We start from the raw sequence: 15,041 nt of genomic DNA on the forward strand, positions 1-15,041 counted from the left end.
GCCACCCAGTGCGTTACCCTTACGTCTTATGTGTGTTTTCCCACAAGGATTTAAGAAATGTCCGAGCCAGTTAAACTGCGCGCTCACAGCCAGGCCCATTGCAAGGATTGCAGCCTGGCCCCCCTCTGCTTGCCACTTTCGCTGAATTTGGAAGACATGGATGCGCTGGACGAGATCGTTAAACGCGGTCGCCCGCTGAAAAAAGGCGAGTTTCTGTTTCGCCAGGGTGACAAGTTCGATTCCGTTTATGCAGTACGTTCGGGTGCGTTGAAGACCTTCAGCCTGAGCGATGGCGGCGAAGAGCAGATCACTGGTTTCCACCTGCCCAGCGAACTGGTGGGGTTGTCGGGCATGGACACCGAGATTCACCCGGTGTCGGCCCAGGCCCTGGAGACCACATCGGTGTGCGAAATCCCCTTCGAACGCCTGGACGAACTGGCCCTGCAATTGCCGCAACTGCGCCGCCAGCTGATGCGGGTGATGAGCCGCGAGATTCGCGACGACCAGCAAATGATGCTGCTGTTGTCGAAGAAAACCGCCGACGAGCGCATCGCCACGTTCCTGGTCAACCTGTCCGCACGGTTCCGTGCCCGTGGTTTCTCGGCCAACCAGTTTCGCCTGAGCATGTCGCGCAATGAAATCGGCAACTACCTGGGCCTCGCGGTGGAAACCGTGTCCCGCGTATTCACCCGCTTCCAGCAGAACACACTGCTTGCCGCCGAAGGCAAGGAAGTGCATATCCTCGACCCGATCCAGCTGTGTGCACTGGCCGGTGGTTCGCTCGAAGGTTAAGGCACTCGAAGGTTAAGAGAAGGATTGATCCAGACACCTGCGGCGCGCCAATCGGCGAGGTCGCAGGTATACTTCGAGTCCGTTTCCAGCCCAGGACTCTTCGACGATGACCTTCGATTCGTTCGACATCAAATCCCTGATCCGCCCCGTCATCGACTTCCCCAAGCCTGGGGTGATCTTTCGTGACATCACTCCCCTGTTCCAATCGCCCCGCGCCCTGCGCCTGGTAGCGGACAGCTTTGCCCAGCGTTATGTCGAAGCCGACTTCACCCATATCGGCGCGATGGATGCACGGGGCTTCCTGATCGGCTCGATCATCGCCTACCAACTGAACAAGCCGCTGATCCTGTTCCGCAAGCAGGGCAAGCTGCCCGCCGACGTGCTGGCCGAGGGTTATCAGACCGAGTACTGCGAGGCCTTCCTGGAAGTGCACGCGGACAGCCTGTGCGAGGGCGACTCGGTGTTGATGTTCGATGACTTGATCGCCACCGGCGGCACCCTGATCGCCGCGGCGAACCTGGTGCGGCGCATGGGGGCCAAGATCTTCGAAGCGGCGGCGATTATTGATCTGCCGGAGCTGGGTGGCTCGCAGCGGTTGGAAGAGATGGGGATTCCGACGTTTTGCTTGACGCAGTTTGCGTTGACTGAACGTTAAGGTTTACCTGGGCCGGCCTCTTCGCGAGCAAGCCCGCTCCCACATTTGATCGTATTCACAGATATGAATCTGTGAACCCAATTAAATGTGGGAGGGGGCTTGCCCCCGATGAGGCCATCCGCAGCACAGCACATCACAACCCCATCTGCTTGCTGATGATCTCATTCATCACTTCACGCGTACCGCCACCGATGGACAGGATACGGTTGTCACGGTACAGCCGCTCCACCAGGCTGCCGCGCATATACCCCTGGCCACCGAGGATCTGCACCGCGTCGTAGGTGACGCGGTCGGCGGTGTCGGTGGCCAGGTTCTTGGCCATCGAAATCTCCTTGATCACGCTGATACCTGCGGCCATTTTTGCCGCCTGGCGGTAGGTGAATTCGCGGGAGACTTCCACGGCAGTGGCCATCTCTGCCAGGCGATGCTTGAGCACTTGGAATTTACCGATAGGCTTGCCGAACGCTTCGCGCTGGGCCGCCCATTTGAGGCTTTCCTCCAAGGCCATCTGCGCGGTCATGTTGGCCATCAGGGCCAAGGCCAGGCGTTCGCTCTGGAAGTTGCCCATGATGCAGGCAAAGCCCATGTTCTCGGCGCCGATCAGGTTGCCTACGGGCACGCGGCAATCGTCGAAGAATAATTCAGCCGTGTCCGACGCCCACCAGCCCATTTTCTTCAGCGGCTGGCCGACGCTGAAACCGGGGGTGTCTTTTTCGATCAGCAGCAGACTGATACCGGCAAAGCCCGGCCCGCCGGTGCGCACGGCCACGGTGTAGAAATCGGCGCGGATGCCGCTGGTGATGAAGGTCTTGCTGCCGCTGACGCGGTAATGGTCACCGTCGCGAATGGCGCGGGTCTGCAGGCTGGCCACATCGGAACCGCCGCCCGGTTCGGTGACCGCCAGGGCGATGATCTTTTCACCCGACAGCACCTGCGGCGCCACCCGTTCGCGCACCTCGGGCCGGGCCCATTTGACGACGGGCGGCAGGCCGATATCCAACGACCCCAGCCCCGCCACGACACCGCCAGAGCCGCAGCGCATCAACTCCTCGCTGGCGGCCACCTTGGCGAACAGATCGCCTTCATGGCTACCCCCCAGGGCTTCGGGATAACCGATGCCGAGAATCCCCGCCGCGCCGGCCTTGAGGTACAGCTCGCGGGGAAAGCTTTCCGCCTCCTCCCACTGCTCGATGCCTGGCAACAGCTCACGCTCGACAAAGCGACGCACGCTGTCGCGGACCAATTGGTGGTTGGGGTCGAAGTAGTCCAGGTAGGCAGACATCGGCAAACTCCACGGAGGGGGTGGAGGGAAATTACCAAGCGCTTGCTTGGTTATCAAGCCGTACTCAGCTATTGCTAATGGCACAAACCCAATATGGAAAGGGGCTTGCTGTGGTGAAGGAGCCAGTCTCCCAGCAAATCTAATGGGGCTGCTTCGCCGCCCAGCGCAGGGCAAGCCCGCTCACCACAGCAAGCCAGCTCCCACATTCGTAGTGCGGTGGTCTTTAGAGGGCGATGGGTTTACGCCCGGCGAAGGAATGCGCCAGCGTCCCACCATCCACCAACTCCAACTCGCCACCCAGCGGCACGCCGTGGGCGATGCGCGAGGTGATCAGGCCTTTGTTGGTCAGCAATTGGGCGATGTAATGCGCGGTCGCCTCACCTTCCACCGTCGGGTTGGTGGCCAGGATCACTTCGGTAAAGGTGCCCTGCTCTTCGATGCGCGCCACCAGTTGCGGAATGCCGATGGCTTCCGGGCCAAGGCCGTCCAGCGGCGACAGGTGGCCCTTGAGCACAAAGTAGCGCCCACGATAGCCGGTCTGCTCTACCGCGTAGACATCCATCGGCCCTTCCACGACGCACAGCAGTGTGTCGTCGCGGCGCGGGTCGGCGCATTGCGGGCAGAGCTCTTCCTCGGTGAGGGTGCGGCACTGGCGGCAGTGGCCCACGCCGGTCATGGCCTGGCTCAGGGCCTGGGCCAACCGGGTGCCGCCGCTGCGATCACGCTCGAGCAATTGCAGCGCCATACGCTGGGCGGTTTTCTGGCCGACACCCGGCAATGTGCGCAGGGCGTCGATCAGTTGGCGAATCAGGGGGCTGAAGCTCATGGGCAATGGTCCGACAAAACAACGAGACGCGGTTTATACCCGCGCCCCGGATTAGCGTCAAATCCTCAATCCTGCGCGACGCGCACCACCAACTTGCCGAAGTTGCGCCCTTCCAGCAAACCGATAAAGGCCTCGGGTGCCTGCTCCAGGCCGTCGACCACATCCTCGCGGAATTTAATCTTGCCATCGCGCACCCAAGGCGCCATGGCGCTGAGGAACTCCGGCTGGCGATCACCGTAGTCATCGAACACGATAAAGCCCTGGATGCGCACACGCTTGGTCAGCAACGTACGCTGCAGTGCCGGCAACCGGTCAGGACCGCTGGGCGCCTCGTGGGCGTTGTAGCCGGCGATCAGGCCGCACAACGGAATGCGCGCCTTGGGGTTAAGCAGCGGCATCACGGCATCAAAGACCTTGCCGCCGACGTTTTCAAAATAGATGTCCACACCGTTGAAACACGCTTGGGCCAAGTCATCGGCAAAATTCGCACTCTTGTGGTCGACGCAGGCATCAAAGCCCAATTCGTCCACCACGTAGCGGCATTTGTCGGCGCCCCCCGCGATGCCCACGACACGCAAGCCTTTGAGCTTGGCCACCTGCCCCACCACCGAGCCCACCGCGCCGGACGCTGCGGCCACCACCAGGGTTTCGCCCGCCTTGGGCTGCCCGATGTCCATCAGGCCCATGTAGGCGGTCATACCCGGCATGCCCAGCACACCCAAGGCCATGGACGGGCTCGCCAGGCCGCTAGGCACCGGGATCAGGTTGCGACCATCGGAAATGCTATGGCTCTGCCAGCCGGTAGCGCCAACGACCAGGTCGCCCACTTCGAATTTCGGGTTACGCGACTGTTCGATACGGCTGACAGCCCCACCGGTCATCACTTCGTCGATTTCCACCGGAGCTGCGTAGGACGGTGCATCGCTCATACGTCCGCGCATGTAGGGGTCGAGGGACAGGTACAGGGTTTTCAGCAGGACTTGGCCGTCAGCCAAGTCAGGCAGATTCACACGCTCCAGGCGGAAATTTTCCGGGGTCGGTGCGCCTTGAGGGCGTGAGACCAGGACAATGCGCTGGTTCAGGATCGGTTCTTGAGGCATGAAGGGGCTCCTTTATCGAATGTATCGGTATAGGGTGCAGACCCTGCGTGGCGTACCAGGGTTCGATCCAATTGGCACACAAAAAAATGCCAGGCACGTGGCCTGGCAGTGGAGTGTAGCTAAAACACATCGATCAGAACGGCAGCTTCATGCCCGGTGGCAGTTGCATGCCGGCGGTCACGCCGCCCATTTTTTCCTGGCTGTTGGCTTCGATCTTGCGCACGGCGTCGTTAACGGCCGCGGCGAACAGCGCCTCAAGCATTTCCAGGTCATCTTCGCCAACGCCCGGCAGGACGCTTGGGTCGATGCTCACGCGCTTGATGTCGTGACGACCGGTCATCACCACACTGACCATATCGCCACCGGCTTTACCGGTGACTTCGGCGTTGGCCAGTTCTTCCTGCATCTTGGCCATCTTTTCCTGCATCTGCTGCGCCTGCTTCATCAGGCCGGCCATGCCACCTTTCATCATGGGAATCACCTCAAAGTACGTGGATCAATTAGTAGCCCGGTGTTATGACGCCTGAGGCACCGGGGCTTCGACGGGTTCAATAGTATCGTGACGGACGACCGCACCGAACTGTTGCATCATTTGCTGGATGAGTGGATCACCCTGGATCGAATCCTCGGCCTCGCGCTGGCGGTTGATACGCCGGCGGGTCGCGGCCTGGGCCGGGGTTTCCTGCTCGGGCTTGATCAGCTCGATGGTGATGGTCAGCGGGCGCTCATGATACTGGTTCAGTGCATCGTTGAGGCGGCGTTGCTGGGTCGCGTTGAACAGGGCGCTGTGGGCCGGGTCCAGGTGCAACAGCCAGTGGTCGCCCTCAATGGAGATCAGTGTGCAGTTGGCGGCAATGCTGCCGGTCATACCGGAAATCGGCAGTTTCGGGAACAGCTCCAGCCATTGCAGGGCCAGGCCGGTGGCCGGGGCCGCAGCGGGTTCCGCCTCGGGCTCGGGGGCCGGCTCGGCGGTGTGTTCGCTGGCCAGGTCGTCCAGGTAGCTGTAGGCCGAATCCATGTCCGGCTCGATGTAGTCCTCGTCCAGCGGCGGTTCGTCGTCGAGGTCGATGCCCGGCGTGGCAGCTTCCACCTGGGCCACGGTAGGCTCGGGGACCGGCGCGGACACCCACTCGGGGGCATCCGGCACCACGCTGTCCGGGGTCGGCGTGGGCATCGGCGTCAGCTCGGGCTGCTCGCCGATGGTTTCCAGCACGGGCTCTACGGCAGGCACCCGCTCGACGTCGGCGTCAGCCTCCACCGGGTCATTCCAAGGCAGGTCGACGACCGGCTCAGGCGCGCTGACCGGTTCCGGCTCAACCGCCGGCGCAGCAGACACTGGTTCAGGTTCAGGTTCAGGCACCGAAGCAACCGGCGCGGGTGCAACAACCACTGGCGCAACCACCGCCGCGCCAGCCACTGGTTTGGCGGAATCAACTGTGGCCTGGCTGATCCCCACTGGCTTTAGCGGCTGTCTCGGCGCGTCTGCCGAGTCGGCGGGCCGGAAGGCCAGCATCCGCAGCAGCACCATTTCAAAGCCGCCCCTCGGATCGGGGGCCAGGGGCAGGTCGCGGCGACCGATCAGGCCCATCTGGTAGTAGAACTGCACGTCTTCGGCCGGCAACGCCTGGGCCAGGGCCAACACGCGGTCGCGGTCGCCATGGCCGTTGTCGACACCCTCAGGCAGCGCCTGGGCGATGGCAACGCGGTGCAGCACATTCAGGATTTCCGAGAGCACGCCATTCCAGTCGGGGCCTTGCTCCGACAAGTGGCGCACGGCCTCGAGCAAGGCCTTGGCGTCGCCTTCGATCAGCGCGTGCAGCACGTCGAATACCTGGCCGTGGTCCAGGGTACCGAGCATGGCGCGCACGTCGGCGGCCATGACCTTGCCCTCGCCAAAGGCAATGGCCTGGTCGGTGAGGCTCATGGCGTCACGCATCGAACCATCGGCGGCGCGGCCGAGCAGCCACAGGGCATCGTCTTCGAACGGTACGTTCTCGACGCCCAGCACGTGGGTCAAATGCTCGACCACCCGCTCGGGGGTCATGTTTTTCAGGGAGAACTGCAGGCACCGCGACAGAATCGTTGCAGGAAGTTTCTGCGGGTCGGTGGTGGCCAGGATGAATTTGACGTAGGGCGGCGGCTCTTCCAGGGTTTTCAACAAGGCGTTGAAGGAGTGGCTGGAGAGCATGTGCACTTCGTCGATCAGGTAGACCTTGAAGCGGCCGCGGCTTGGCGCGTACTGCACGTTGTCGAGCAGTTCGCGGGTGTCTTCGACCTTGGTGCGGCTCGCGGCGTCGATCTCGATCAGGTCGACGAAACGCCCTTCGTCGATTTCCTTGCACACCGAGCACGTGCCGCAGGGCGTCGAAGTGATACCGGTTTCACAGTTCAGGCATTTGGCGATGATGCGCGCAATGGTGGTCTTGCCCACCCCCCGAGTACCGGTGAACAGGTAGGCGTGGTGCAGCCGCTGGCTGTCCAAGGCATTGATCAGAGCCTTGAGCACATGGGTCTGGCCGACCATTTCGCGGAACGAGCGCGGACGCCATTTACGTGCAAGAACCTGATAACTCATCGAAAACCGTCGCAACTGGGAAGCGGAAGCCGGTAATGCTAGCGGAGCAAGGGGGAAATTGCATCCGGCACGCTCGCCTAATCTGACTAAGCTTGCCTGATTGGCCCCAAAAAGGCCTGAACCCGGAGAGTGTATGCGCGGAGTCCTGGGCGCTTTATGGATGATCACCTCGGCTTGCCTTGCAGCCCCCGCCCCCTTGCGCTTCTCGGTCTCCGACAGCTGGGCCATGCCCGTAGTGCAGTTGGAGGACGGCCGGCCGACCCAGGGTATTTTGTATGACCTGATGTTGAGCCTGGCCACCCAAGTTGGCCGACCGGCCGAATTCCACGTGCTGGCGCGGGCGCGCATCTCCGGCGCCATGGAGCATGGCGACATTGATGTGCGCTGTTATGTCACCCAGGCCTGGGTCGACAACCTGTCCGGCGACTACAGCTGGAGCGTCCCGCTGATGGTGCAGCGCAACCTGCTGGTCAGCACCCACATCCCCGCGCAGCCCGTACACGTCAGCACACTCGCGCCGCAAGCCATCGGCACGGTGCTCAATTACCGCTACGCCACCCTCGACCCGCTGTTTGCCAGTGGCCAGCTCAGCCGCGACGATGCGCGCAGCGAGGAGCAAGTGCTGCACAAACTGGTGGCCGGGCGCTTCAAGTTCGCCGTGGCCAATGAATGGATACTCGACCGTTTCAACCAGCGGATGCCGGTCGGCAAACGGCTGCACAAGGTGGCGGTGATGGATGAACAGCACCTGGGCTGCGCCGTACGCAACGACCCGGATGTGCCGGTGCAGCAGATCCTGCGCACCTTATTGCGGATGAAGCTGTCGGGCGAGATCGATCAACTCATCCAGCTCTACACCGGTGAGACTCCTGACAGGAACTGACAGCACCGCCTTATAGACTCGGCTCCCCAAACACGCATGTCCAAGGAGCCCGCATGAACACCATCGCTCACTATTTCCTGCTGTACGTCGACAGCCCGGCCACCAGCGCCAACTTCTATAGCCGTCTGCTGGACAAGCCACCGGTGGAGCTCAACCCGACCTTCGCCCTGTTCATTCTCGACAATGGGGTAAAACTGGGGCTGTGGTCGCGCCATACCGTACAGCCGGCGGCCCAGCTCACGGGCGGTGGCGGTGAAGTGGGCGTGTCCCTGGCCGACAAGGCCGCCGTGGATGCCTTGCACGCCCTGTGGGTCGAGCGCGGTGCGACGATCATCCAGTCACCGACCGCCCTGGACTTCGGCTACACCTTCGTCGCCCAGGACCTCGATGGTCACCGGCTGCGCGCGTTCTGCCTGAACGATTGACCGCCAACGCCCTTCCAGGCTGATGGCGGCCACGCTGGCCAACACGATCACGCCGCCCAGCACCACTTGCAGGGCAATGTGCTCGCCCAGCAGCGTTGCCGCCATCGTCATCGCCACCGGCGGGATCAGGTACATCGCCACTGAGGCGCGGCTGACCTCGACATGTTTCAACACATACCCCCAGGCCAGGTACGCCAAGGCGCTGGGAAAAATCCCGAGGACCAGTACCGCGAGATTTTCCGGCAACGGCGCCTTCATCACCGCCGAGGGCAGACCTGGCAGATTCACGCAGAGCATCAAGGTGCCCGCCCACACCATGTAGCACGCCATCGTCAGCGGGCTGTAGCGGTGCGCATAGTGTTTCTGGATGGCGAAGTACAAGCTCCACGACACGGCCGCGAGCAGGATCAGCAAGCCGCGCGGGTCGATATCGCCCACACCGTGATCGCCCCAGATCACCACCAGCACGCCGAGCAAGCCCAGCAACACGCAGCTCCAGCGCCAGAGGCTGACCCGTTCCTTCAAGCAGAAAAACGCGAGCAATACACTGAACAGCGGCGCCGATTGCGCCAGCACGCTCGACGCCGCAGCGGTCACGAATTGCTGCCCGTAATTGAGGCTGGTGTGGTGCAGGAACACGCCGAAAAAACTCAACACCAGCAGCCACGGCAGATCCCGCACGCGGGGTCGACCGATGCCCAGCACCAGCGCCACGCCCGCCATGAACACTGACGCAATCAAGAACCGCAGCAGCGCGAGCTGGCCAGGGCTGTAGCTGTGCAGGCCCATATGCACGCCAATCGGTGAATAGGCCCAACAGAGGATGACGCTGGCGATGACTAGCGTAAGCTTCAGGGGTGACGGGGTATTCATTGACGGCCATCCGAAAACTGAGAAGGAATGCCGTCAGTCTTGGCCCAGGCAAGGCGTAGGACAATTAACCGTTTCTGACTTCTGAAATCACGGGAACTGAGCAATGGAACTGGCCCAACTGAACATGGTGCGAGCCGTGGCGCGAACCGGCAGCGTGGCCCAGGCCGCCGTGCAATTGCATTGCGTGCCGTCCAACATCACCACCCGCATCAAGCAGCTGGAAAGCGAGTTGGGCACGCCACTGTTTATTCGCGCCGGGCGTGGGCTGGTGATCAGTGCTGCCGGTGAGATCTTCCTGGAGTATTGCGAACGCATCCTGGCCTTGGTGGACGAGTCCAAACGCGCCGTGGACGCAAACGCCATTCCCCGTGGCACCCTGCGTATCGGCGCCGTGGAGTCCAGCGCCAGCGGGCGTCTGCCGCCCCTGCTGGCCGAGTATCACCGGCGCTACCCGGACGTCAGCCTGGAACTGGTGACCGGTGCCTGGGGCGAGCTGCTCGACGACCTGCAACACCACCGCCTGGATGTGGCGCTGGTGGCCGCTGGCAACAAACGCGCGAAGCTTGAACACAGCGTGGTCTACAGCGAACGCCTGGTGCTGATCGCCAGCGCCTCCAGCGACCCGATCCACAGCGCCGAAGACCTGGCTGGCCGCACCTTGCTGGTGTGGCCACCGGGCTGCCCTTATCGGGCGGCGCTGGAGAACTGGGTCAAGCCCCACGCCTTCAAACCAGCGATTGCCAACTATGCCAGCTGGGGCACGATCATCGGTTGCGTGAGTGCCGGGATTGGCGTGGCGCTGGCGCCGGAAGGCATCCTGGCCCGCTATGAGCAGGCCAATCAGCTGGCGTCGTACCGCTTTGAGGAATGGCAGGCAGTGGACAACCTGCTGTTCTGGCACAAGGACACCCAGCGGCACGTGGCGCGGGATGCGTTTGCCGACTTGTTGCGTGAAACCTTTGGCGGATGAAGATCCAAAATGTGGGTGTGGGTTTGTTGTGGTAAATGGGGCTCTTTGTGATGTACGGTTTTTTGTAGTGAGCGGGCTTGCCCCGCGCCGGGCTGCGAAGCAGCCCCATCAGTTCGACAGTGAACCCGCAGGGGGTCAAGCCCCGCTCACCCCAAAAAGCCCCATCCCCCACAACACGCCCGCGTCCAGATTTAGACGCTTATCGTTGTCGAGATCAGCCTTTGGGGGCCGCCAACCGTGCGTACTGATCCTGGCTGATCCACCCCGTAAACGAGCGATCATCCGCATTGATGAACTCGACCTGGGCCCAGCCATCCTTGAAAGCCAGCACACCGACCACGTCATTCTTGACGATGTACGGCCGTTTCGCCGCCTTGGCACTTGGGTTTTTCAGCAGGTAAGCCTTGTCGGCGGACACCTTCACCAGGCCGATCCATTTTTTGCTGGCGGTCTGGGTCAGGTCCAGGCCAGTGGCAATCTCCGGCATCAGCACATTGAGGCAACCCGGATGCTGGCGGCCTTCTGCCACGGTCAGGGTCACGCCGTCTGACGACGCTGCCACGCTGCCGGGGTAAGACTCGTCGAGCCAAGTGGTCAGCGCGGCGGGCTGGCCTTGCAGGTAAAACGTGCAGCCGCGCGTCACGCCTTCGCCCATCTGTTCCGAGTAGTAGCCTTCGACCTGGTGCTCAGGCGTCACCGCGAGCATCAGCCCTTCGTATTTGCCTGAATGCAACGCGGGCGAACCGGCAAAGGCAGGGGCTACAGCGCACAACGACAACACACCCAGTGCTAGAAAACGGATCATCTTATTTTTTCCCCTCAAGTTTCTCGTAGGCTTTTTGCATCAGGACGTCGTAGTTGCCGTAGTCCTCGCCGTTATAGTTACGCGCCATGCCGGTAAAATCTTTAGTCTTCATGGCCTTCATCAACGCCGGGCTCTTACTGCAAAACCCGAGAAACGCCTTTAGTTGGTTGCCCGCATTCACTTTTAATGCCGCAGAAAACTCAAACACGGTCTTGTAACCACAGGATGCAAAGTTGAACCCCATGATCTGAAACATGCCCCACGACGCCGACATCAAGGCCGCTTCCTGATCCAGAGCAAAGGCGGTGGCCATGGTTTCCCAGGCCTTGGTCTGGTCCTTGTTGTTAATCTGCCACTGGGGCCCGGCCTTTTTCTTATAGGTGTAGGACAGCAGCGGGTGCGCCTGGTCGTAGATGTGCTTGGTGTACCGCTGAAACAGGTGCCCTTCAAACGCGATCACCGGCAACTTGGCCGGCCCGAACCCCGAACGCCCGCCGGACTCCACCGTGGCGAAAGCCTTGATGATATTCACCGAAATGCCGCTGCCCAACTGCGTGGCTGCGTTCTGAAAGTCGCTCTCGCTCAGCGTCATGCCCCCGTCGCACGTGGCCTGGAGCATCAATTGGCGGTTACGCCGCTCGGCCTCGATCACCGCGCGCATGCGGTCCAGGTACACATTGACCGTGGCTTGCACCGCATCCCCCTGGTTATTGCCGAACGTATTCAGAAAGCTCGGAATACGCAGGGTCGGGAAGGCCTTCACCGGCACCTTGACCGCCTCTTCGATCAAACTGTTGAAGGTTTTACCGGTAGGGTCGATCACACCATCGGGGTGGGCATATTTGAGGTGGCGAAACTGGTACTGGCTGATGCACTGCACCAACTGGCCGTCGCACTTGCCGTTTTCGGCCAGCGGAAACCCCAGCTTGGGAATGATCAAATTGAATAGATACTGGATGCACTGCACATCGGCGGGCAAGTTACGGGCTTTACCGGGGGCGCCCACCGAAGCACTGATAAGACGGGGCAACCCTTGCAGGCTTTTCATCACAGACATCCTTGTTAGTTAAAGAAGTAGTGGCACTTCAATATCAACTCCACCACCTTGTCATACTCTGAAACAAGTGGCTGGCGGAAACTAACAAGGAGGTTTGGGGTTGTCCAGAGCGACCGGTAAAAGTTGTGAAACAGCCGAATATATTTGATCAGTAACCGTGAAACTCTCGGGTTTTCTGGTACGTGTGGAAATCAATCCACTCAACCACGTCGTAAGGCAGGTACAGCTGCACACGAGCCCTGGAAATGGCGATGTACACCGCGCACAGTCGCTGATCGAACGCGTAGGCATCCTTGAACTTAACGTTGGTGAGCAGCTCCGGCGTGAGCAATACACGGTCGAACTCCATGCCGCCCGCCTCTTCCGCGAGCATCAGCAGGCAGCGCTTGCCGGGGACGCCGCTCAACCGGTTCAAACGGGTAATGTCGGCGACGTTGAAGCCTTTTTCCAATTCACTCTCGACCCACAGGAACGATTCATCGAACTGGCCGGCATCGCGCACCTGCTGCCAGTCGTCCATGTCGCTGAAATACGCATGCGGGCCGTTGTCGTTGTGCTCGTTGCTGTAGAACTCCGGCTTGAACAAGGCGACGGCGCTGATCATGAAGCGCTCAAGGTCCTGCTGCGCGGCGTTGTCGAGGAGACCGAAGGGGCAGTTGGCCTGCTGCAACTGAATCGCCCATTTCATGGTGTCCCAATGGGAGGCGGTCAGCACCACGCAGCCTTCCGGCGGCACGAAGCCTTGGGGGTAATGCTCGATGCCGACATCGGCATCCCGGGCGCCTTCGAAGGGCGTCTTGCCCTTCTGCGAGTGCACGCTGATCAACGGATTGACCAGACGCTCGACGTTGCGGCCTGAGCGGACGGAGTAACTGATGTCAGTGTGCCGGACCTCACGCTTTCTCCGGACCATCACACCGCTGGCCAATTGGTATTCATCGCCGAGGGTGATCAGCACCTGGCGGCCGCGCTCGATAATCTGCAGCAACGACGGCGGGATGTCTTGGCTTTCGTCGATCAGTACATGGGTGTACCGGGGCGGCACCACGCACCCCTCGAGGCTCGCACGCTTGATCAGCCACAGCGCCGCGAAGCCGGTCTGGTTGGCCCATTGCGGGTTGGCTTCCAGGTACGTCCACACGCGGCTGGCATACTCCAGCAACGCTTGGGCGTCGACGCTGGACAGCGGTTGCTTGAAATGCGGCAAGTGCCTCGCCGACAGGCTGTGATGGTTGGAGTGGCAGTAGCTTTCGAGCACCTTCAGACAGATATCGAGTGTCGCCGCACCATCGTGCCCCCGCCAGCCATGGATATTGAGGGCCTGGGACACATCGTGCTTGCCGGGCAACCTCACCTGCGAAATCTGCGCGGAGGGCCGTGGCCCCTGCAACAGGGCCTTGGCGAAGGCGGCAAACGTCGAGCCGGCCTTGCTGTCACGCGCCAACCCCATACGTTCGCGAAGCGTCGCCAACTTTGCCCCCGTACGCGCCAGTACGAGGGTCTGGGCGGGCCGCAGGCACTCCATCAACGCGCCGAGCAAGTGGCTCTTGCCGATGCCCGCATAGCCTTGCACATGCAGGTCTTCGTTCAGGTTGGCGCGAAAGGTGCGCACCAGCTTGTCCTGGGCCGGGCTGAGCCAGCGTTCGCGGTGCCGGGGCGTGATCATCTGCTGGCTGAACGGGTCATTGCTGCGCAGGTGGCGGACCTTGTAGCCGATATCCCATTTGCCCGAAGGCAGCAGGTAATCCCGCGCCGCGACTTCCTCAGCCGACAGCAGCCGCAGGTTGACCGTTTTGAGCGCATTGAAGCCAAAGTACAGTTTGCGCGGATCGAACAGCCGCTGGGCTTCGGACAGTAATCTCGCGGTGCCTTCTGCCTGCGTGTCCACCGCCCAGTCGATCAGCTTGGTCAGGATGCGCTCGGCGCCCATGCAGGTCAGGTCTTTTTCTGCGGTCTGGGCCAGGTTCTGGATGACCAGCACGGCGGCCAACTCCGGGTCCGTCAGGCCGGCAAGGGCCGTGGCACCGTCCGTGCCCAGCAGCGCCGTGCAGGTCTCATCCGTAACAGGCAGGAAGACGGGGCTGGATAAATCAAAGTGTTCCGGTTGCATAGTTCCTCGCAGCCAGGCAATCAGGCATTGCCCTGACCGCCCAGCTCAAACCGATATTCCCCAAGAGACCCCGACATGCCGCCGCTATGAGGATGCACGTGCGGCGTAGAGGCCATCGCATTGATCTGCTGTTGGAGTTCGAACACCGCCATATCCAGCAGCCTGCGCAAGTCCTCGGCACTCTGTGCGGCCACATTCAACTGCAGCGTGCAGGCACCCGCGAGTGGCGGCGACGCGGACTCGGCGGACGGCGCGGGTTCATCGGCCACCTGCGCAACCTGGATCATTTGCGCCTGGCTGAGGATCTCCGCGTGCTCGTCATCCATCAGGTCCAGCACCCTCGCTAATTCCAGGGTCTGTTCAGGGTGCGATTGAATACGGTCCTTGATCTCCAGGCGCCGCATCTGCCACTCCCGCAGTTTTTCGCGAGTGAGGTCGTCGACTTTTTCCACGTGTATTGTCTCCGGATGCCAGGCACTGGAGTATGCGCCATGAACCGCCCGATGGCAGATGGCGTGAAAGCATTTTTGAATTGAAATTTAAGAGGTCATGCAAGGAAGAGCGTTATGGAGGCAACCCCACCAGCCACACCCCGGCACACAATGTTCCCGCTGTGGCTGCTGCCTTCCGGCTCTGACCAGGTTCACGGGTAATCGTTGCGGGGGGACCGATGGGGTCACCATAACGA

15 protein-coding genes and 1 other RNA gene are annotated in these 15,041 nt (G+C 61.6%); 5 read left to right on the forward strand and 11 right to left on the reverse strand.

What is annotated here, in order from left to right; translation table 11 throughout:
• Positions 1-57: 57 nt before the first annotated feature.
• Positions 58-792 carry a fumarate/nitrate reduction transcriptional regulator Fnr gene (fnr, locus tag QCBJ_RS28140; RefSeq protein WP_102062030.1) on the forward strand — a complete coding sequence of 245 codons (735 nt, stop codon included), beginning with the start codon at positions 58-60 and terminating at the stop codon, positions 790-792.
• A 106-nt stretch (positions 793-898) separates the two neighbouring features.
• Entirely contained in the window at positions 899-1,447 is a 549-nt protein-coding gene (locus QCBJ_RS28145) for an adenine phosphoribosyltransferase (RefSeq protein WP_102062031.1), read from the forward strand.
• 133 nt (positions 1,448-1,580) lie between these two features.
• Here QCBJ_RS28145 and QCBJ_RS28150 read toward each other — a convergent pair whose 3' ends face one another.
• From QCBJ_RS28150 to dnaX, 5 genes are all read right to left on the reverse strand, one after another.
• Positions 1,581-2,729: an acyl-CoA dehydrogenase family protein gene (locus tag QCBJ_RS28150; protein ID WP_093543467.1), complete on the reverse strand. Its 1,149-nt coding sequence runs from the start codon at positions 2,727-2,729 to the stop codon at positions 1,581-1,583.
• Between the two features lie 223 nt (positions 2,730-2,952).
• Complete coding sequence (gene recR, locus QCBJ_RS28155; RefSeq protein ID WP_015885312.1) at positions 2,953-3,555, reverse strand: recombination mediator RecR; 603 nt, start codon at positions 3,553-3,555, stop codon at positions 2,953-2,955.
• Between the two features lie 65 nt (positions 3,556-3,620).
• Positions 3,621-4,655, reverse strand: coding sequence for an NADP-dependent oxidoreductase (locus tag QCBJ_RS28160; RefSeq protein ID WP_046036433.1), 1,035 nt, complete (start codon positions 4,653-4,655; stop codon positions 3,621-3,623).
• 133 nt (positions 4,656-4,788) lie between these two features.
• Positions 4,789-5,127: a YbaB/EbfC family nucleoid-associated protein gene (locus QCBJ_RS28165; RefSeq protein ID WP_003175481.1), complete on the reverse strand. Its 339-nt coding sequence runs from the start codon at positions 5,125-5,127 to the stop codon at positions 4,789-4,791.
• A gap of 42 nt (positions 5,128-5,169) precedes the next feature.
• Positions 5,170-7,230, reverse strand: coding sequence for a DNA polymerase III subunit gamma/tau (gene dnaX / locus QCBJ_RS28170; protein WP_102062032.1), 2,061 nt, complete (start codon positions 7,228-7,230; stop codon positions 5,170-5,172).
• A 133-nt stretch (positions 7,231-7,363) separates the two neighbouring features.
• Here dnaX and QCBJ_RS28175 point away from each other — a divergent pair, with 133 nt between their 5' ends.
• Both QCBJ_RS28175 and QCBJ_RS28180 read left to right on the forward strand, forming a co-directional pair.
• On the forward strand, positions 7,364-8,113 hold the full coding sequence (locus QCBJ_RS28175) for an ABC transporter substrate-binding protein (RefSeq protein ID WP_102062033.1): 750 nt from the start codon (positions 7,364-7,366) through the stop codon (positions 8,111-8,113).
• Positions 8,114-8,166: 53 nt separating this feature from the next.
• A complete protein-coding gene (locus QCBJ_RS28180; RefSeq protein ID WP_102062034.1) occupies positions 8,167-8,538 on the forward strand; it encodes a VOC family protein in 372 nt (123 codons plus the stop codon).
• Here QCBJ_RS28180 and QCBJ_RS28185 read toward each other — a convergent pair.
• A complete protein-coding gene (locus tag QCBJ_RS28185; protein ID WP_015885317.1) occupies positions 8,452-9,411 on the reverse strand; it encodes a DMT family transporter in 960 nt (319 codons plus the stop codon). The genes QCBJ_RS28180 and QCBJ_RS28185 overlap by 87 nt on opposite strands.
• Positions 9,412-9,514: 103 nt before the next feature.
• On the opposite strand from QCBJ_RS28185, the gene QCBJ_RS28190 reads away from it, so the two are divergent.
• Entirely contained in the window at positions 9,515-10,381 is an 867-nt protein-coding gene (locus tag QCBJ_RS28190) for a LysR family transcriptional regulator (RefSeq protein ID WP_102062035.1), read from the forward strand.
• A gap of 214 nt (positions 10,382-10,595) precedes the next feature.
• On the opposite strand, the gene QCBJ_RS28195 is transcribed toward QCBJ_RS28190, so the two are convergent.
• The 5 genes from QCBJ_RS28195 to ffs all read right to left on the reverse strand — a co-directional run bounded on the left by QCBJ_RS28195 (position 10,596) and on the right by ffs (position 15,026).
• Entirely contained in the window at positions 10,596-11,186 is a 591-nt protein-coding gene (locus QCBJ_RS28195) for a hypothetical protein (RefSeq protein ID WP_046036427.1), read from the reverse strand.
• 1 nt (position 11,187) lies between these two features.
• Complete coding sequence (locus QCBJ_RS28200) at positions 11,188-12,234, reverse strand: N-acetylmuramidase family protein (RefSeq protein ID WP_015885320.1); 1,047 nt, start codon at positions 12,232-12,234, stop codon at positions 11,188-11,190.
• Between the two features lie 157 nt (positions 12,235-12,391).
• On the reverse strand, positions 12,392-14,353 hold the full coding sequence (locus QCBJ_RS28205) for a hypothetical protein (protein WP_102062036.1): 1,962 nt from the start codon (positions 14,351-14,353) through the stop codon (positions 12,392-12,394).
• A gap of 20 nt (positions 14,354-14,373) precedes the next feature.
• On the reverse strand, positions 14,374-14,805 hold the full coding sequence (locus QCBJ_RS28210) for a hypothetical protein (RefSeq protein ID WP_102062037.1): 432 nt from the start codon (positions 14,803-14,805) through the stop codon (positions 14,374-14,376).
• 124 nt (positions 14,806-14,929) lie between these two features.
• Positions 14,930-15,026: signal recognition particle sRNA small type (gene ffs, locus QCBJ_RS28215), an RNA gene on the reverse strand.
• Between the last annotated feature and the right edge of the window lie 15 nt (positions 15,027-15,041).

It is taken from the genome of Pseudomonas sp. QC2 (genome assembly GCF_002859085.1).
Lineage (GTDB): Bacteria > Pseudomonadota > Gammaproteobacteria > Pseudomonadales > Pseudomonadaceae > Aquipseudomonas > Aquipseudomonas petroselini.